The 18242-nt window shown below is 68.1% G+C and carries 18 protein-coding genes; 7 read left to right on the forward strand and 11 right to left on the reverse strand.

Features of this window, described 5'->3' with window-relative positions; all coding sequences use genetic code 11:
* Positions 1–3: 3 nt before the first annotated feature.
* Together AB0958_RS19515 and AB0958_RS19520 are read right to left on the reverse strand one after the other, a co-directional pair.
* Positions 4–426: a roadblock/LC7 domain-containing protein gene (locus tag AB0958_RS19515; protein ID WP_366891695.1), complete on the reverse strand. Its 423-nt coding sequence runs from the start codon at positions 424–426 to the stop codon at positions 4–6.
* Entirely contained in the window at positions 404–2074 is a 1671-nt protein-coding gene (locus AB0958_RS19520; protein WP_366891696.1) for an ATP-binding protein, read from the reverse strand. The genes AB0958_RS19515 and AB0958_RS19520 overlap by 23 nt, the downstream gene beginning before the upstream one ends.
* A gap of 505 nt (positions 2075–2579) precedes the next feature.
* On the opposite strand from AB0958_RS19520, the gene AB0958_RS19525 reads away from it, so the two are divergent.
* Entirely contained in the window at positions 2580–3824 is a 1245-nt protein-coding gene (locus tag AB0958_RS19525) for a helix-turn-helix transcriptional regulator (protein WP_366891697.1), read from the forward strand.
* Entirely contained in the window at positions 3821–4381 is a 561-nt protein-coding gene (locus AB0958_RS19530; RefSeq protein ID WP_366891698.1) for a flavoprotein, read from the forward strand. Before AB0958_RS19525 ends, AB0958_RS19530 begins: the two co-directional genes overlap by 4 nt.
* An 88-nt stretch (positions 4382–4469) precedes the next feature.
* Here the strand turns inward: AB0958_RS19530 and AB0958_RS19535 are convergent, their stop codons facing one another.
* Genes AB0958_RS19535 through AB0958_RS19545 form a run of 3 tightly spaced genes read right to left on the reverse strand, consistent with a single transcriptional unit; the run spans position 4470 to position 8237 of the window.
* The gene (locus tag AB0958_RS19535; protein ID WP_366891699.1) at positions 4470–5579 is read right to left on the reverse strand and encodes a glycosyltransferase family 4 protein; all 1110 of its coding nucleotides are present in this window, start codon (positions 5577–5579) and stop codon (positions 4470–4472) included.
* Positions 5580–5630: 51 nt separating this feature from the next.
* On the reverse strand, positions 5631–6926 hold the full coding sequence (locus AB0958_RS19540) for a hypothetical protein (protein WP_366891700.1): 1296 nt from the start codon (positions 6924–6926) through the stop codon (positions 5631–5633).
* Positions 6927–6980: 54 nt separating this feature from the next.
* Positions 6981–8237, reverse strand: a complete 1257-nt coding sequence (locus tag AB0958_RS19545; RefSeq protein ID WP_366891701.1) for a nucleotide sugar dehydrogenase — start codon at positions 8235–8237, stop codon at positions 6981–6983.
* Between the two features lie 33 nt (positions 8238–8270).
* Between AB0958_RS19545 and AB0958_RS19550 the strand changes: the two genes are divergently transcribed.
* Positions 8271–9044: a glycosyltransferase family A protein gene (locus AB0958_RS19550; protein WP_366891702.1), complete on the forward strand. Its 774-nt coding sequence runs from the start codon at positions 8271–8273 to the stop codon at positions 9042–9044.
* Between the two features lie 121 nt (positions 9045–9165).
* Here AB0958_RS19550 and AB0958_RS19555 read toward each other — a convergent pair whose 3' ends face one another.
* On the reverse strand, positions 9166–10068 hold the full coding sequence (locus AB0958_RS19555; protein WP_366891703.1) for a TauD/TfdA family dioxygenase: 903 nt from the start codon (positions 10066–10068) through the stop codon (positions 9166–9168).
* Positions 10069–10413: 345 nt separating this feature from the next.
* Between AB0958_RS19555 and AB0958_RS19560 the strand changes: the two genes are divergently transcribed.
* Together AB0958_RS19560 and AB0958_RS19565 are read left to right on the forward strand one after the other, a co-directional pair.
* On the forward strand, positions 10414–11616 hold the full coding sequence (locus AB0958_RS19560) for a helix-turn-helix transcriptional regulator (protein WP_366891704.1): 1203 nt from the start codon (positions 10414–10416) through the stop codon (positions 11614–11616).
* 246 nt (positions 11617–11862) lie between these two features.
* On the forward strand, positions 11863–13194 hold the full coding sequence (locus tag AB0958_RS19565; protein ID WP_366891706.1) for a tetratricopeptide repeat protein: 1332 nt from the start codon (positions 11863–11865) through the stop codon (positions 13192–13194).
* A gap of 70 nt (positions 13195–13264) precedes the next feature.
* On the opposite strand, the gene AB0958_RS19570 is transcribed toward AB0958_RS19565, so the two are convergent.
* From AB0958_RS19570 to AB0958_RS19590, 5 genes are all read right to left on the reverse strand, one after another.
* Entirely contained in the window at positions 13265–13468 is a 204-nt protein-coding gene (locus AB0958_RS19570; protein ID WP_366891707.1) for a hypothetical protein, read from the reverse strand.
* Between the two features lie 324 nt (positions 13469–13792).
* On the reverse strand, positions 13793–14215 hold the full coding sequence (locus tag AB0958_RS19575; RefSeq protein ID WP_366891708.1) for a hypothetical protein: 423 nt from the start codon (positions 14213–14215) through the stop codon (positions 13793–13795).
* A 39-nt stretch (positions 14216–14254) separates the two neighbouring features.
* Entirely contained in the window at positions 14255–15073 is an 819-nt protein-coding gene (locus tag AB0958_RS19580) for a 3'-5' exonuclease (protein ID WP_366891709.1), read from the reverse strand.
* Positions 15070–16455, reverse strand: a complete 1386-nt coding sequence (locus tag AB0958_RS19585) for a hypothetical protein (RefSeq protein ID WP_366891710.1) — start codon at positions 16453–16455, stop codon at positions 15070–15072. Before AB0958_RS19585 ends, AB0958_RS19580 begins: the two co-directional genes overlap by 4 nt.
* Positions 16456–16737: 282 nt before the next feature.
* Complete coding sequence (locus AB0958_RS19590; protein WP_366891711.1) at positions 16738–16941, reverse strand: hypothetical protein; 204 nt, start codon at positions 16939–16941, stop codon at positions 16738–16740.
* Between the two features lie 616 nt (positions 16942–17557).
* Between AB0958_RS19590 and AB0958_RS19595 the strand changes: the two genes are divergently transcribed.
* Both AB0958_RS19595 and AB0958_RS19600 read left to right on the forward strand, forming a co-directional pair.
* Positions 17558–17776: a hypothetical protein gene (locus AB0958_RS19595; protein WP_366891712.1), complete on the forward strand. Its 219-nt coding sequence runs from the start codon at positions 17558–17560 to the stop codon at positions 17774–17776.
* A gap of 25 nt (positions 17777–17801) precedes the next feature.
* Positions 17802–18227, forward strand: a complete 426-nt coding sequence (locus tag AB0958_RS19600) for a hypothetical protein (RefSeq protein WP_366891714.1) — start codon at positions 17802–17804, stop codon at positions 18225–18227.
* Positions 18228–18242: the final 15 nt, after the last annotated feature.

The raw sequence follows: 18242 nt of genomic DNA on the forward strand, positions 1-18242 counted from the left end.
GCGCTACACCGTCGCGGCTGCTGCGGCCTGGTCGGAACGCGGTGCGACGGACAGGTAGCCGGGAACTTGGTTGACCAGCAGCGTCATCTCATACGAGACCTGCCCGATCTCCGCTTGGGTGTCGACGAGAACGGTCAGCAGCGCGCCCGTGCCGGCCGCCATGACGAAGAGGTGGCCCTCGTCGAGTTCGACGACCACCTGCCGCACGCCACCCGCGTTAGCCAGCAGAGGAGCGGCGCCCAGGGCCAGGGAGTGCAGCCCGCTGGCGATGGCGCTCAGCGTGTCGGCCGTTCCGTCCTCGTCGAAGTTGAGGCTCTTGACCTGTAGGCCGTCGCGGGAAGTCACCAGTGCGCTGATCGCGCCGTTCGTCCGCTTGACGAAGTCGGTCAGCAGCCAGCCCAGGTCATGCGAAGTCGTGGTTGCCACGGGGGCCCTCCAAGGAGTGTGGGGGATGGGTTGGTTCGGCTAATGGGGAGGTATCCAGCACGCCGTCCTGCTCGGCGCGGCGCCGCCCTTCGGCGATCTGGGACATCAGGCCCGCGCTGGGAGGAGCGGACGGTGCCGTAGACCTTCGGGCTTCCCGTGCGCTGTCTTGCAGGCCCGGCGCCAGGTAGGAACGTCTGCGGTCGCGTACCGGCAGCTCGTCGCCATCGCCGGACCCGTCCGGTACTTCGCTCGCACCGTGTTCGGGCAGCGGTGTCATGTGGCTGGCCGCCGAGCGGGTGGCGGGCTCCGCGTTGTGGGCCGTCACCGGTGGGGCGGCGGCCGGAGTCTCCCGGGGCCTGTCGGTGGTGCGGGTGTCTGCCGCGGCCGTCTCGGGGGCGGGGGCGTGTATCGGTGAGGGAGCCGGGCGGTCAGGCCGCGCAGCCGGTTCCTGCCGGTCCGGTGCCGTAGTGAAGAGACCGAACGGCACCCGCACCTCGGCCTGGTTGGAGCCGTAGAAGTTGCTCTGGAGCCGGACGTGGAGGCCGAGCCGGCGGGCGTACTCCGCCACCACCCACATCCCGATCCGTCCGTCCCGCAGGTAGTCACCGGACCGGTGCCGGGTTGGCTCGGACAGAAGACTGTTGAGCTGGGTCAGGGTCTCCTGCGGCATGAGCTTTCCGCGGTCGTCGATCTGGATGACCACTCCCGAGGCGGCCATTTCGACCCGGACCTGTACCTGCGTCTGGGGATCGGAGAAGTTGGCAGCGTTGTCGAGGAGTTCGGCCAGTAGATGGACGAGCCCGGTCGCCGCCCGCCCGTCGACTGTGCCGTCCACGGGGGAGACGAGCCGGACCCGTTCGTACTGCTCGATCTCGGAGATCGCGTGACTGATCACGTCGGACAGGAGCGTCGCTCTGCCCGAGCGCCGCGGAAGCGCACCGCCCGCCACCGTGAGGCTCTCCGCCAGGCGGCGCAGCCGGGTGACCTTGTGGTCCAGCCGGAAGAGCGGGCTGAGGACCTCGGGGTCCTCCATCTCCCGTTCCAGCGCGTCGAATTCCTTCAACGTATTATTGATCAGGGTCAGGATGCGCCGGGAAATGCTGAGGACAGCGGCCTTCTCCTGGCGGGCCGAGCTGTCGGTGAGGGCCGTCTGTACGCCGTGTACGAATTCGAGCAGCCCGCGTTCGAGCACCTCGAACGGATGCGGGGCAACGGGCTCCGTCGGCAGTTCGCGCACCTGGGGCTGCTCGCCGCGCTGTAGCTGGTCCATTGTCGTCTGAACGGCTTTGAGGCCGTCCGCCATCACGGACCGCAGACGGGTGATCCACTGGGACACGGCCCGGTGATCGGCCGCCTGCTGTTGTTTCAGGCTCTGAACGTCAGCCGCCCGCTGCTGTTCCACCGCTTCCACGCCCGCGACGCGGTCCCGGTGCACCACGTCAGCTGTCGTACCGGACATCCGCCAGGCCGCAACCAGGACCCCGGCACAGCCAGCGACGGCAGCAGCCCACACCAACAGCCGCGTTCCGGACCAAGAGGACCCGGTCCGCAGGAGGTACTCGGACAGGGCTATCAGCAGCAGCACGGCACACGGGGGGAGGACGGCGAGCTGCCCGAGCCGTGAGCGCAACCCCTCGGAGGTGTTCACCCTGCGCGCCCACGACTTGCCGTGCCGACGGCGCTCGGAGCGTGTGGAAGGCGGAGTATCAGACATCAAAACCTCGGGGACGTGGGCGCAGTCTGGTTGCACGGAATCGCGCGGGAGAAGGGCCACCGGGGCAGGCAGTCCGCTACGGGGGAACAACGGGCTCCCCGCCCCGGCGACCGGCTACAGGGGCGGCCGGACGGCGCGGGCGAAGGGCGGAGGCATCAACAGGCGGACCATGGCGGAATCTCCCTCTCAGATGAGTCGTCTTTGCGGGGTGAATCCCTCAGAATGGAAGGGAGTTGTCCCCGCACGTGACCAAGCCCGTTGCAGACCGCCTGGCGTGCCTGAGTCGCTTTTCTGCCTTGGTGTCCGGCTTGAGGAAAAACGAAGCCCGACCCGCACGGGAGGGGTTCTCCGACTTGGTCATAACCGCACCGTAGAGGGCGTACAACTGACGGTAGGCACACAGAGTGTGTGCATCGTCCGCCAGTCCCGGAGAACGCAGTTGGACACAAGGGCCATCGGTCGCCGCATCGCCTACTGGCGCGAGCGCCGTCGATACACGCAAGCCGAGTTCGGCCTCCTCATGAACGGCAAGAGCCGCCGTTGGGTTCAGTCCCTCGAATCCGGCCTGCGACAGGCTGACCCCCGCGTGTCTGTGCTGGAGGACGCCGCCCGTGTACTGCGCGTCGATCTGCTGGCCCTCCTCGCAGATGACCCCGTCGTCGAATGTGTGGACGCCGTCGAACTGGAGCGCATCCGGGCCGCTCTACAGAGCCATGACGTGATCACAGGCACAACCGATACCGATCCCGCCGAACCCTTGCCGGTTGACGTGCTGCACGCCCGAGTCCACTACGGCTGGACCGCCTTCCAGTCCTCCCACTTCGCCTCGCTCGGCCGTCTGGTCCCCGAGCTCCTCGTTGCCGCCACCCGGGCAGCCGCTCACCACCAGGGCGATGACCAACTCTCGGCCTTCCGGTCCCTGTCCATGGCGCTGCAACTCACCGAGGCCGCGAGCATCAAGTTCGGCGACCACTCCCTTGCCACGATCGCCGGACACCGCGCGGTGTCGGCCGCCGAACGGTCCGGCGACCCGGTCACCATGGCATCGGCATGCAGGCACCTGGCCGACGCGATGACCAACGACGGCCAGGCCCGCGCCGCCGCCGAGTTCGCCGTCACCGCCGCCGCCCGGCTTGAAGCCGACCTCAAGGGCAGAGGCGCCGAAGGCTTATCCACGCTCGGCATGCTGTACCTCAAGGGGGCCATGGCACGCGCTGTGGCGGCCGAGAAGGATGACCGTCGCGCCGCCCAGGAAGCGCGCGCTGTCCCCGAACTCCTCGATCAGGCCAAGGAATACGCCACCGAACTCGGAGGCGACGGAAACGCCCTCTTCACCGCGTACGGGCCGACCAACGTGAAGCTCTACAGAATCGCGGCGCACGTCCAGCTCTCCGAAGGCGCGGATGCCGTGGCCGTCGCCATGGACATTTCCGGAGATGCCCGCGCCGCACTCCCTCGCGAACGCCGCGCGCATTTCCTCGCTGACCTCGCACGCGCCTACACCCAGGCCGGACAGCGCGAGGATGCCGTCAACACCCTCCTGGACGCCGAAGAGGAGGCCAAGGAAGAAGTCCTGTGCCGCCCGAGGACCCGGCAACTCATCGAAGACCTCCGTCTGTTGGGGGCGGGCAGCGCGGACAGGCGGTTGCGAGCGCTCGCGGTTCGCTGTGGACTGCCCGAGTGACTCGAACCCTGTACCTGATCTCATGCGCAGCGCCGCCGGCCCGCCATGTCGCTACCGGAATCCGCGCTGCTCAGTCGGCCGGATGGGACGTCTGCCTCGTCCTGACGCCCTCCGCCTACCGGTGGGCGGAGGAGGACGGCGAGAACGAAATCGACGCGCTGCACAAGCTCACCGGCCACCCCGTGCGCTACCGCTACAAGCTCCCGTCGCAGAGCGACGTCCTCCCGGACCCCGACGCACTACTCGTTGCGCCGGCCACCCTCAACACGCTGACCAAGTGGGCCGACGGCCACGCCGACACGCTCGCCCTCGGGCTGGTGACCGAGGGCCTCGGCCTCCCCTTGCCCATCGTCGCCCTGCCCTACCTGAACAACGCCCAAGTCCAGCACCCCGCACTGTCCCGCGCCGTGTCCACGCTGCGCACGGCCGGGGTCACAGTCCTTCTTGACGATGGCACTCCCGACGGGCGCGGCTTCCGCCCGCACCGGCCGAAGCATGGGGACGTCACCGCATATCCCTGGCAACTTGCCCTCGACGCTCTCGCGCCGGCTTCCTGACCAGCCGTTGTCGCGCCCAGTCCGAGAACCCCGCCCAAGCGGGGCTCTCGGACTTCACCGATCGCGCGGCCGGTCTCAAACATCGGGGTTAGGAGGCAACGCGGAGCGTCAGTTCGCGAAGCAGGCGGCCGGTGGTAGTGATGTCGTATCGGCGCGCGTTATGGAGAGCCGCCTTGGCCAGGGCCTTGCGCCGGTGGAAGTCCCGGCCCATCTCGTCCAGGGCCACGGCCAGCGAGTTCGGGTCGCCAGGAGTATAGGGAACGCCAGCGCTCCCGAGGGTTTCCCTCACACCGGGAAGATCGGAGTAGAAAACCGGAAGGCCATGGGCTTGAGCCTCAATGAGGACGAGCCCGAAAGCCTCCAGACCCTTGGTCGTGAAGACCCAGGCGTCGAAGTCCGGCAGGCGGCGCCACAGTTCGGTACGGGGCAGGAACGGATAGAAATGAACCCGGTCCCAGAGTCCGAGTTCGATAGCCCGCTGTTCCAGATGTTTCCGCAGGATTCCTTCACCGATCACGGTCAGGCGGTGTGGCTGATCGGTTAAAGCCAGGGATTCGACTGCGGTGATCGTGGATTTGTTGTCGTCGAGACGCCCGGCATGTACCAGCGATAGCGGTCCGGTTCCGGTAGGCGGCTGATCGCGTACCCGGGTATCACTCAAAGGGATGCCCCACGGGATGACGGTGAGTCGGTCGGTGAACCGGCGGCCAGTGAGATGGTCGATACGGTCGGCGAGGGCAGAGGTCGGGGCGACGATCGCGGCGCTCGCAGCGGCAACCTCGTTCAGGCCCTCGCGTTCCGATGCGCTGCGCTCAGCCGCCATCACGTCCGGACCGTGGGCGATGGCGATGATCGGGATGCTGCCGGCGGTTCGGGTGAAGGCCAGGCTGAGCGCGAACCCGGGGTACTGGGCGTGAATGGCATCCGGCTGGATCTTCTCGACGAGCGCACCGACTTCACGCGTCAACTCGTCAACATAGAGGTTGAAGGCCGGGCCCTGGGGGCGCTTCGCCGTCGAGAGGGTGATCAGCTGATCAAACGCAGCCTTCCAGATCTGATCGACCGGTTCCCTGCCCAGGAATGCTGTACGGGTTTCAGGCATTGCGCCGTAGAGATCGTTAACGAGGATCATGCCTCCGGACGAAGGCGCGGCGGCGCGGTTGACGCCGGTGAGGATGTTCAGGAGCTTGGTGGTCATGCGGAAACTCCATTCGTCGACAACCCTCGGGTGGGAATCATCGGCCGCGTTCTAAATATCGCGCTGCCGGGGAGGGGCCCACCATGACGCCAGGTGCGGAGTGAAAACGGCCATGACCTCCTCGGCCGGATGCAGATAGCCCCTACTGTCTTGTTCTGCCCTCCATGCCCTGACTGACGATCGGGGGTAGACGGGATTGATTCCGATCTCTCCCTTGGGGAGGATTCCGTTGAATGGGGTGGGTATTCCCTCGCTGTTCCAGTAGTCCCATGCCTCAAGAGCCTTGGATTTCTCGAAGCAGTGGTACAACTGCCGGTAGCGGGCCATGTACCGGATCTCACGGAAGACCATTTGGCCGATCAGTCCGGGCGCGGCTTTCTGGATCGTACTGAGATCAGTGCCCTGGAAGGTGACCGATGCCGCATCCTGGGACGGGTGCAGCGCGGTCAGGGCGAACAAGTGGGAGAGCCTTTGCCGGACGTATTCGGCGACTCCCGGGCCGAGAGCCGGTTCTATGCCTTCGATGAGCTGGACGAGCCGGTGATGGCGCGGATTGAAACGGGCGAGGTCGAACAACTGGTCCATGCCGTTCACTGCGCCGAAGGCCATTCGTTTGTAGAGCCAGTTGTTCAGCTCTCCCGCCTGGGCGCAGGTCTTGGTCTCCGGAGTAGAGGAGTGGAGCATCAGGTATTCGGACAGAACCTCGAAGTAGAGGTAGCCGAGGAACGGCACGTGGGCTACGGCGTCGGACAACTGGTCGATGAACTCGGGTGCCGGAGTGGCATGGCCGGCGGCGTTGCGCAGGGCGACGTCGAGGAAGACGGCCGCGGCGCGCAGTCCGGCCAGCACGGTGCGGTCGAGCTGGTCGTTCTCGGCCGGGGTGAGGAAGCTCTGGTAGCGCTCGTAGGTACGCAGGTGGATGGCACCGAGGTGCAGGTAATCGACGCCCTTGGGCCGGATCGGAGCATCCGGGATGACCTCGAAGACCATGGGCGTAGTGGAGGGCTTCGTCCGCATCAGGTAGGCGCCGAGGTTGTGTGGGCGCAGACCCTCGCGCTGACTGGAGAGAGGCGAGCAGTACAGGGCCCCGACCAGGCATCCGGTGGAGACGTGCAGCTGTCCGCTGGTGCGGATGGCGTTGATGTCCTTGGTGGTGTGCAGCAGGTACATCGGCTTTCCGCTGACGAGCGCCGCGGTCATGGCGTTGTCTCGTATCAGCCAGCCGTTGGGGGTTGAGCGTTCCAGGTGGTCGCGCCAGTCGCTCTCGCTTTCGGCCAGCGAGGCAGGAATTTGACGCTGCGCGGGCACGGTGTAGTCCGTGTGAGCGCGGTCCCATTCGTCGCGCAAAGAGAACTCCCGGGGATGGAAGATTCGGCAGCGGGCCGGGGGGATTCCGAGAATCTAAAGGGTCTCGACGTTCGGTCCGGACAGGCGGTGTCGGCAGTCGAAGACGTAGGGCGCGTTCTTCTCGATCATCGCGAGGTCGAATCGTGCGTGGTCCATGAGGAGCACCACGGCATCAGCGGCCGCGATCTCCTCCGCGCTCGCGTCCACCAACGGCACGTTCAGCTTGGTGTCGTCGCCGTCCGGGATGTTGGGGTCGGCGCCGCGGACCTGGGCGCCGAGGCTGACCAGGAGTTCGGCGACACGTGCCGAGGGCGACTCGCGGAGGTCGGTGGCGTTGATCTTGTAGGTCAGGCCGAGCAGCAGAATCCGAGATCCGCTGACGGACATGCCGCGCTTGTCGAGCGCTTCCGTGAGACGCCGGACGACGTAGTCGGGCATGTTCCGGTTCACCTCAGAGGCGAGTTCCGCGAACCGGAAGGGGACCCCAAGGTCCTGCTGGGCCTTCCACGAGAGGAACATCGGGTCGACGGGCAGGCAGTGCCCGCCGACCCCCGGCCCCGGGGTGAACCGCGTGAAGCCGAAGGGCTTGGTCGCGGCCGCGTCGATCGCCTCCCAGACGTCCACGCCGAGGGCCGCGGCCAGCATCGCCAGCTCGTTGACCATGGAGATGTTGACGAACCGGAAGGTGTTCTCGATCAGCTTGGCCAGCTCGGCGACCTTCGTCCCGGACACCGGCACCGTGGTCCCGAAGATGCCGTCGTAGAAACCCTTGATCGTGTCGAGCGATTTGGCGTCGATCCCGGACACCAATTTCGGCGTCCCGTCGAACGACCACCTCTTCCTGTTCCCCGGAGCGATGCGCTCTGGACTGAACCCCGCCTGGAAGTCCCCGGCCTTGAGGCCCGAGGTCTGCTCCAGGATCGGCAGCAGCAGTTCCTCGGTGGTCCCGGGATACGTCGTGGACTCCAGGACCACCGCCGCGCCGGGGCGAAGGTGCGCGCCCAGCGTCCGGGCGCAGGACTCGATGTAGGTCAGGTCGGGCACACCGTCCCGCAGCGGAGTCGGCACGGCGATCACCGCTATGTCGAAGCCGGCCAGCGCGGCAGCGTCGGCCGTCGCGCAGTAGGCCCCGGAGTCCAGCACGGTGCGGAGCTGCGTGGAGGTCACGTCATCCACGTACGACTCAGCGCTGATGAGCCGCTTGATACGGTGCGGGTCCACGTCGTAGCCGACGACACGGTGGCCCACCTCGGCGGCGCGCACGGCCAGAGTCAGCCCCACGTAGCCCTGACCAGCGACAACGACATCCATGACAACTCCAACCTGAGTAAGGAACACACGGCTGTGCCCCTGGTTTCTGTGGTGATGCCGGTACACAATTCGGCCGCCACTCTCAGCGCCTCGGTGCGCTCCGTGCTCGCGCAGACCCACACGGACGTCGAGCTGCTGGTCACCGACGACGCGTCCACCGACGGCTCCATGGACCTGTTGCAGGACCTGGCCCGCCAGGACGAGCGCGTGCGCCCGCAGGCGGCGCCCGAGCAGGGCGGCGCGGCCAGGGCCCGCAACCTCGCCCTGGCGCGGGCGCGGGGGGAGTACGTGGCGTTCCTGGACAGCGACGACATGTGGCTGCCCCCCAAGCTGGAGCGGCAGCTCGCGTTCGCCGCCGGTGGCGATGCCCCACTGACGTTCACCTCTTACTACAAGGTCGATGGCGACTACACGGGGGAGGCTTGTGACTTCACGCCGAACGGGCGGGTGGTCGCGGCACGGGAGCGTGTGACGTACCGCGACATGCTGGTGCAGGACCACATCGGGGCCCTGACCGCCATGTACGACCGGACGGCGCTGGGCACACGGCTGATGCCGGACATGCCGAAGCGGCAGGACTACGCGCTGTGGTTGAGCATCATGAGGGACGGGCACCCCGCCCGGGGCCTGCAAGAACCGCTGGCGGTCTACAGAGCCGGCCGGGCAGGGTCGCTGTCCTCGAACAAGCTGGCGCTGGTGGAACACAACTGGCGGCTGTACCGAGAGCACGAACACCTCTCGGTGCCGCGGTCCGCGCTGGCGCTGTCCGGGTCGGTGTGGCACTCCTTGCGCAAGTCCCGGATCTAGATCTGCCTGCTGGACGGCCGTTTCCGGGCGGTGCCCGACCGGGCCCCGCTCCGTGACCGTGCCCCGTGCTCGGCGGCCGGAACCGGGGGCGGGACTCGGCGGGTCCCTGGTGCCGGGCCGTCTACGCGGCTGAGCCAGCGTCGGCCCTCGCACGCAGGAACAGCTGGAGGAGCAGCCGCCGGTCGGCGACCGGGACGGTGTCCTGACCGCTGTGGAGCGCTTCCCGGCCGTGCAGGAAGCGGCGCTGGTTCACGATGAGGTAGTCCCCGGGCTGGAGCATGAAGGAGATCTGCCCCCGGACGAGTTCCTCGGCGAGCTCCCTGGCCGCGGCGGCGTGCGCCTCGCCGAGCTCGGACCTCTTCAGCATCTTGGCGGTGAACCGGACGAACCCCTTGTCCGGGTCGGAGCTGTCCAGGATCGGGAACGGTTTGCACTCCTCGCCGACGCCGTGCAGGTCGAAGAAGGTCCCGTAGTGGTAGGCCGACTCGGCCAGCAGGGCACGACTGCTCTCCGGCAGCCGCGCCACCGCGGCGTGGGCGTCGGAGAGGATGCTGGGGCCGCCGCCGAGCGGGTCGGGGCGCACACACAGGAGCGTGGTGTAGTCCGGGGGCAGGGTCCCGTTCACCAGGTCCATGTGGAACGCGTTGTACCCGATGCCGGACGACTTCCCGGGGTCCTTGTCGACCTTGACCCCGATGTCCTTCCACAGGGGCCACCGCGGGAAGGGCGAGAAGGGGACCGCCACCTCAGCCGCGAAAGCCGTCGCCAGCCGCAGGAACCGGTCGTCGTCGATCCCCAGGGCCTTGGCGAGGTTCCCCAGGCGCAGCACGGCGTAGCCGCCGCTCTCCCCGGTCAGTACGTGGCGCAGCGTCGCGGCGGTCTCCTCGAACCGGGGGGCGGCCGTCAGCTCGCTCCGGTACTCCTCCATGGTGGACTGCGCCAGGAACGGGCCGTCCAGCTTCCACGTCGGGAGAGGAAGGCCGATCAGAGCGGCTTCGAGTTCGCTCGGGATGTCGATGATCACGCGGAGCTTTCCCTTCTTGGGGTGGGCGCACTGAGCGCGCGGGAGCGCGACGGCGCGTCGCTTTGTGAGCGGGAGGTGTCCGGATGTGCGTCAAATGCTTCCGGGGATGAACGAGTACAGCTCAACTGCCGTTCATGGAACAGGCGTTGGGGGTTGTCCCGGGGTTGTCCCGGGCGCGCACTCGCTACTCTCGGGGTAGCCGTCGATGATGGGGTTGATTCCGTGGACGAACCGATCCGGCATCCCCTCGCGTACGCGCGGTTTCTGCGCGGCTGGTCTCAAAGTGATCTGGTGGCCCGGATGCACAGGGCCGCGCGGATGCGCCCGCAGGGGCTGCGGTGCGGCGTGGACAAGGCCGCCGTCAGCCGGTGGGAGCACGGCCGGAAGAAGCCCGATGCCGAATCGCAGCTCCTCATCGCTGACGCGTTCGACGTGCCGGCCTCCGACCTTGAGCGCTATCCGTGGCCTCACTGGTTGCCCGGCCGCGAGGAGCCGGTGCCGCTCGGGTCGGCGTACACCGTCCACGCCCTTCGAGATGCACAGAGAGCCGTGATGGACCACGAACGCCGAACCTTCCTGACCTACAGTGCGCTCGCCCTGGCGGGGCTCGCCTCGCAGTGGGCCGCACTGGAACCCGACCGCCTCACAGCTGCTGCCGACGGCACCCACGTGGACGAGGAGCTGATGAGCTGGCTGGAGGAGACCGGCACGAAGCTGTCGGCACTGCCGACGGAGAAGCGTCAGCACATGATCAAGCTGACCGAAGCGCACCTGGACACGGTCACCGACCTGCTGGAGGGCGGCCAGTTCAGCGAACCGACGGGACACCGTCTGCATCTGCTGGCATCGTCGCTGGCAAGTACGTGCGGCTGGTACCGGTTCGACCAGGGCCAGCACTACGCCGCCGGGAAGCTGTGGAACGCAGCGCTGACCAACGCCCACACCGCCCGAGACCGGGATCAAGGGGCCGGGGTCCTGGCGGACTTCGCGTATCAGGCGATCTGGCTCGGAAAGCCGGAGACGGCCATCGAACCGCTGAGCCAGGCCCTCATCCACACCCGGCATCCCATGGCGCGGTCCACGCTCCATCTGCGCCGGGCCCGCGCACACGCGGCGATGGGAAACGCCGGCGCATGCCACCAGGATCTGAAGGCGGCCGAGGCGACGCTGCTGACCGATGCTCGCGACCCGGCGCCGTCCTGGTGCCGGTGGATGAGCACCGCAGATCTGGCCGTCGACTCCGGTCAGTGCATGCTCGATCTCGGCCGGACGCAGGAGGCGCAGGCTCGGATCGAAGAAGGGCTGTCGCTGCTGCCGCGCTCGCGGGACAAGACGAGGGGAGTGTTCCGCACGTACGAGGCGCGGTCCCTGCTTCAGGCCCGGGAGGTCGAACAGGCCCTCACAGTCTCCAACGAGTCGCTGGACGTGGCACAACGGATCGGCGCTGACCGATGCGTGAAGCTGGTGCGGGACCTGGGACCGGCGTTTCAGCCGTACAAGTCGGTCGACGGGGTGCCCGAGTTCCTGGAACGTCTGCGTTCGTGCTGAGCACGCTGGAGTGTCGGCCATGGCGTATGAGCCGGGGAGATTCCACACGGCCCGGGGGTTGAGAAACATCGACTTCACACGTTCGCCAGAGCGTTCGCCTGCATCCGCCGCACCCTTCAAATCAGCCGCCGGTCGGGAACTGACGAACAGTGAAGCCGTACGCATCGAGGGTCGGTAGCCTGCTGGAAGCCCGGCCCTGCTGCACGTGCTGAACGCAATCCGCACCTGCTGATCCTGGGGGACCCCGTGACACGGACACGCGAGCGCAACGGGCGGTTAGAAGCCCTCATCGACGCCTCCGGCACCACGCACGACGCACTGGCCCGACTGGTCAACCGCATCGGCGCCGAGGCCGGCGAGCCGCTCCGCTACGACCGCTCCGCCGTCGCCCACTGGATTGGCGGAGCCCACCCAAAAGGAGCCGTTCCTCACTACATCGCTGAAGCCTTCGCCCGCCAGCTCCACCGTGCCGTCACCGTCGCCGATCTCGGGTTCGGCGAGGCGCCCTTACCCGAGGGAAGGGCGGATACCGTGGAAGACGTCGCCGAGATCGGGAGGGCACACGTGGACAGGCGCCAGTTCAACCGCAGTGCCGCCTACTCCCTCGCAGCCCTCTCCTTACCGCACTGGGCCGAAATCGACGAGCGCGGCCAACTGGCCGCCACCCACCCCGGCAGCAGAATCGGCGACAGCGACGTCCAGGCCGTCATCGACATGAGCGACATGTTCTCCCAAGCTGACGACCGCTACGGCGGAGGACACGCCCGCGCCGCCGTTCACGCCTACATCGCCCACGACGTCACCGCCTTCCTCCGCTCGGACGCCTCCGAACCGGTCAGGCGCCGCATGCACGCCGCCGTCGCCGATCTCGTCTACCTTGCCGGATTCATGGCCTGGGACGATGAGGACCACATCCTCGCCCAACGCTGCTACCTCGCCGCCTCCCGGCTCGCCACCAGGGCCGACGACCCCCTCACCTACTGCCACGCACTGCGGGGCCTGAGCATCCAGGCCCTCCACCTGGGCCACCCGCACAACGCCCTCACCCTGGCCGAGACCGCGTACGACGCAGGCCGCGCCCACTCCCAGCCCCGCACCCGCGCCTTCCTGCTGGGGCAGATCGCCGCGGCGGCGGCCAGCGACGGCAACCGCCACCTCGCGCTCAGCCACCTCACCGAGACCGAACGACAGCTGGAGCGAGCGCTGTCCGGCCCCACGGCGTTCGGCTCGTACCACCGTGCCGCACTCGACTTCCAGCGCGGCCAGATCCTCACCTTCATCGGCGACCTCCGCGGCGCCGACCAGGCGTACAGCGCAAGCCTGCGCAACCGGCCCGAGGAGGAACGCCGCTCACGCGCCATGACCCTCGCCCCCCTGGCCGAGATACAGCTCCGCCAGGGCCACCTGGACAAGGCATGCGCGACCTGGCAGACCTTCTTCGACGAAGCCGTACAACTTCACTCAGGCCGAGTGCGCAAGGCCGCCGACCACGCTGGGCGACTCCTGCGGGTGCATCGCGATCACCCAGCGGCAGCGGCGACGCTCCGCCGCATTCACGACTACGCGGCCACGGCCTGAACCCCTGACCTTTCCGCTGGCCGGATGAACAACGGGCTGGGACCGCCGGGATGGGCGGTCCCAGCCCGTGTCAGCTCTTCGTCCGTGCGTCGGTTGACTTGCGGCGGTACTCCTCCCGCATCCGGTTCGTGATCCGGCGATTCCGGATGCGTCGCATCCACAGCGGTGTGAAGGCATCGCCGAGCGAAGTGGCGGGGTCTCTCGCGAACCGGAAGATCGAGAGCAGCACATACGCCAGGACCGCGGTGGTGATGACGAACTGGGCCCACTGCACGGCAGTCTCCTTCTCGGCTGGAGCGTCACCCGACGCTAGCGCGGCGCACTGACATCGAGGAGACCACGCTGGGCACGTAGGTAGAAGTGGGCAGCTCAGCCACAGAACGGCAACCCCCGACTTCGTGCAGGGAATCGCCGGCGAGCGGAGGTACCCAGCCGTTCGGCCGCCAGGCCGGGCGGCGGCACCCCCACCAGCATCAGCCACGCTTCCGTTTGTCTGTGACGTCACGGCGACCAGCCGCCCGAGACGCAGAGCCGATGATGCTCACTGACGGGCAGCAGATGACGACGGCGCCGCACGCGAAGCGATCCCGGCCCACGGTCACCCCTTTGGTGGTGTTCTGTCGTCCGAATACCCAGGCGGCTCCGGGCTCCAGTCGGGCAGTTGTGTCCCCGCGCCGGCCGGGCTGAGGAACGATGTCGCCGCGAGGAAACTGGCTGCGGTGCCGTCCCGGTCCTCACGGGCCTCCGCCAGGCGAGCGCGGACGGTCACGGCGGCTGCGATCAGGTCGTACGCGGGCACCGCCGACACGCTGATCTCTTCTACGGTGACGCCGCGCTTCGTGGCCAGGACTTCGAGGATGGCCCGGCGGTGGGCCCAGGCGGCTTGTGCCATCTGGTGTTCCGGACTCTCCTCACCGCTCAGCCGGGTCCGGCTCAGCAGCGCCCGGATCTGCAAGACGTCCTCACGGATGCGCTGGGCCAGCGCGCCGGGGGAGTCCGGGAGACGATCGCTGTCGCTCATGATGGTCAAGTACCTCCTTCTGCAGGGGACTCGGCGACGTCACCGGTAGGCCGGGGGAGGGACGGCTGCCATCTGCTCGACCCTGGACAGCAGCACCCGGCAGTCTTCCACCGCGTCGTGCGGCCCGCCGAGTTTCTGGGCCCGGTACCGGCCGCGCTTGACCGACCACAGCCCCTTCCACACGGCGTACGGCTCCATGGCGTCCTCCCACCTGCAGCGGTCCAGCCACTGGGCGGCGGGGGCATCCGCGCCGTGGTGACGCTTCAGTTCCCGCTCAAAAATTCCGCGGTCGAAGGGCATGTTGTAGGACAGGCATGTCCGTCCGGCCATCACCTCCGTGAGCTCCGGAAGCAGCTGGGCGAAGGTGGCCGCGCCAGCGACGCGTTCCGGGGTGATCTTGTGGAGGGCGACCGCCTTCGGGTCGATGTCCGCGAGCGGATTGACGTACTCGTTGAAGACCACCGTGCCGGCCCGGTCCGTCGCGGCGATCTGGACAGCCCACGCGTCGCCAAGGCCCGTCGTCTCCACATCGACGGAGAGAAGGGACGCATCGGCGAGCACCCGCCGGGCCCAGTCACGGACCTGGGACCGCTCGCGCGGCCAGGAGGCGGGCCTGCGCAGCGCCCGCACGGCGTCGTCGAGCGTGCCGTGCCGCTCGGCGGTGGCGCCCAACCGCCACACGTGAGTCCCGTCGCTGAGTTCGGAGTGCACCATGCCAAGGAACTGCCGGGCGGTGCTGTCGTCGTACACACCCCAGTCGGGGCGGTCCGTGTCTAAAGGCCGTACGAACTGGACCGGCCGCTCGTCGACCTCCAGGCTGAACAGGTCACCGAGTTCCGACGGATGGGCGAGGGTCACGGCTGTTCTCCCTCGTTGACCGGCCGACCGCTCTCGTCGACGATGGCGGACTGGCCGGGGATCCCTTCGTCGTCATCGACGGGCACCGTCACCTGGTCCCGGCCGCGCGTCTCCTCCGCGGCCGTGGAGCCCTCCGCCTTACGCAGCTTGCCTTGCGCGGCTCGGAGATCCTTCTCCAGCCGTTCGGCCCGGCGCTGTGCCGCCGCGCGGGCTCGCTCGCTCGCCTGTGCCGCCGCCGCCTGCTGGGCGCCGAACTCCCGGCTTTGGCGCAGCTCTTCGAGGAGACGGTTGCGGTCATCTTCGTGTTGCTGGTGCAGCTGTGTGGTCTGCCGAAGGTGCTCTTCGATGGCCTCGCGGCGGGCTGTCTTGGCCTCCTCCGCGAGTTCCTTCGAGGCGGCGGCCGCGGCCTTGTGCTCAGCCGTCTCGGCCCGAGCGGCGGCGATGCGCCCGGTCGCGTCCTCCTGGACCTCCCGCAGCTTCCCTTCGATCTCGTCGACCCGCTGTTGCGCGGCCGCACGGGCTTCGGCGACGGTCCTTTCCATCTCCGCCCGGTGTTCCTCCACCCGGGTCTCCGCCGCCGCCTTCTCCCGCTCGACCTTGCTGGCGGCTTCGTCGCGGGCTGCCTTGATCTCGTCGGCCGTCTCCGCGCGGACCTCTTCCACCGTGACGCGTGCGGCTTCTTCGGCGGCACGGGCCCGCTCGTCCGCCGCGGCGTGCGCGGCCGCGATCTCCTCGGCGGCGCGCACAGCGGTGGCCTGTTGTTCCCGAGAGGCGAGGACGGCAAGAGCGAACATCATGGCCGCTGTCGAGCGGTCCTGTTCGCTGGCCTGTTCCGCCTGTTCGCGCAGCTCATCCGCCTCAAGCACGGCGGCAGTGGCTTCGGCCACCCGCTCTTTGAGCTTCCGCTGGTTCTCCTCCGCCGCGAGACGGAGTTCATGCTCGTCGCCGTACTTCGCCTCCGCTTCGGCGACGGCGAGACGGGCCTTGTTCTGAGCGTTGGCGACCTGGAGGTTGGCCAGCTGCGGGTCACCGGCGGCCTGAACCGCCTGTAGGTGACCGGGTAGCACTTCGAGGAGCCGGGACAGCAGCACCGTCACCGATGTCTCGGTGGTCTGCGCCTCGGCGACGGCCGCCGTGTACGGCATCTCCGACAGGTCGTCCGGCACCACGACCGCAGCGGACGCGCCCTTGTCCTCGTACTTCTCGCGCCATCGCACCGCTTTGAGCGGGGTGTGGTCAGGGTCGTCGCAGTATTCCGACTTGCGGCCCGGGGTGCCCGGTTCCTTCTTCTTCACCGGGCGGGAGCACCCGCCCGGCCACTTGCACAGCTTCTCGGAAGTCGAGGAAGTCTCCGGGACTTCCGCGCCGGGCAGGTCGCTCATGGGGGTGATCTCTCCGTTCATGGGCCAGGTCAGGCGGTCTTGCGGGCGGTGGGCAGGGGCTGAACGGGACTTCTGCGTACGGAGGGACCTCACGGTCTCACGCCGCACGGATGTCCGGTCTCGTACGACCTGGCGAGCGTTCGGCTCGCCGGCCTGCGGCTCGCCAAATCCCTGATGCCTTCGGTCTCACACTTCGTCTCAACCCTTCTGGCGAATCTAGGGGCGCAGTGAACTTCTTCCAGCAGGGCACAGGACCGCGACCGGGTCCTGGCAAAGGCCGCTTCACACGTCCTCAAAGGTGCGCCAGCCGAACACGGCGGCGATGAGGACACCCAGCACGCCGCCGCCCGCATAGAACCAGAAGGCGCCCCCGGGAAGCTCGATGCCGAGCAGCCAGGCGACCATGGCTCCGGCAGCGATCCCAGCGAATCCGCCGGCGATGAGTACGGCAACGAACTTGCGGTACATGCGTGTTTCAAAGTCCATGGGCGGAGTATTCCTCTCCTGTCCGGGGGCCCGGGGTGCCCCATCGAGACGACGTTGCGGTTCGCCAGGCCGTCTGAGAAATCGCCACCGTCCTCGCCAGGTCGGGCGAGCCCGACAACGGACATCAGTGTGCCGCTATGACTCCGCACTGTAGTCGAATCCATTGCAAGATCGCAATGCAATGAAACGCAACGCAATGAAATGTAATGCAATGAAATTGATTAGGCACCGGGTCTGATCAGGCATCATTCGACACACGGCGATCTGGCATCGAGGTTTCGTTTCAAGGCAGGGGCCTACTGGATCCGAAGGGAAGGGCCGCAGATCGCGGCTCAGCGGATCGCCCCTCCCGGCCGCGCTGCCGCTGCTGGTCTCCTGTCGCGCGCCAGCGAGCGCGGTACCGGTCCACCGGCCGCGAGGGGGGCGGAGCGGAGAATCGCTCTCACAGAACCGTTAGGCGGTCGAAGTACCCGTCCGGGCGACGCCGAAGGCCCCTGCCGACGAGCTGATTTCCGATACCGTCTCCTTAGCGGAAATCAGAAAGGGCGCCGTGCGCATGACACTTCTGGACGCTGGAAGCCCGCGCACGCAACGACTCAGGGGGTGGGACCAAACGATGGAGTTCCCGCGGTGGTACACCGAAGGCGGCGGCGTGGCCGTCCGGCCTGACGGCGTCGACGACCCGGCCGACAGTCCGCTGTCCGGGATCATCCGGGTGCAGCTGCACGAGAAGTGCCCCGCCGGTTGCGGGATGACCTGGGTCACCGAGGCCCACGTCGAGGCCTGCGCGCCGTCGCCCCTGAGCGGCGATGCCCGCAAGGAACCCGGGAACTGACGGCGTCGTGGGAGAGGAGACCCGGATGCCGGACGGCACCGAGGACGCGTTCGAGGAAGTGCGGCGGCTGCTGGAGGCCGAGGCCGAGCGTCGTGGGGTCAGCGGGACCGAACTGCTCGACCAGCTCGCCCGCGAGGGCCGCCGCCCCGTCGTGGTCGACGTCGACCCGCAGGGCGACCTGTCCCAGTGGACCGCGGTCGTGGTCGACCGGGGCGGGGCGGCGAAGACCGTGTCCATCGAGCCCCTGCCGCTGACCGCCACGGCGTTCGGCGCTGGGACCGAGGGCGCTGTCATCCTGGGCGCGGTGGGCAGCGGGAAGACGAACGCCGCTGATCTGACCCGGGCCCGGCTTGAGGCGGAAGGCGTCCCCTTCGAGGAGACCGTACGCACCAACGAACACGGCGTCGAGTACGTCAAGTTCAGCGTCGAGCGGCCGGAGAGCGCCGCGTGACGGCGGCGGCCGGAG

Origin of the sequence: Streptomyces sp. NPDC006655 (genome assembly GCF_040703965.1) — a bacterium.
GTDB lineage: Bacteria > Actinomycetota > Actinomycetes > Streptomycetales > Streptomycetaceae > Streptomyces.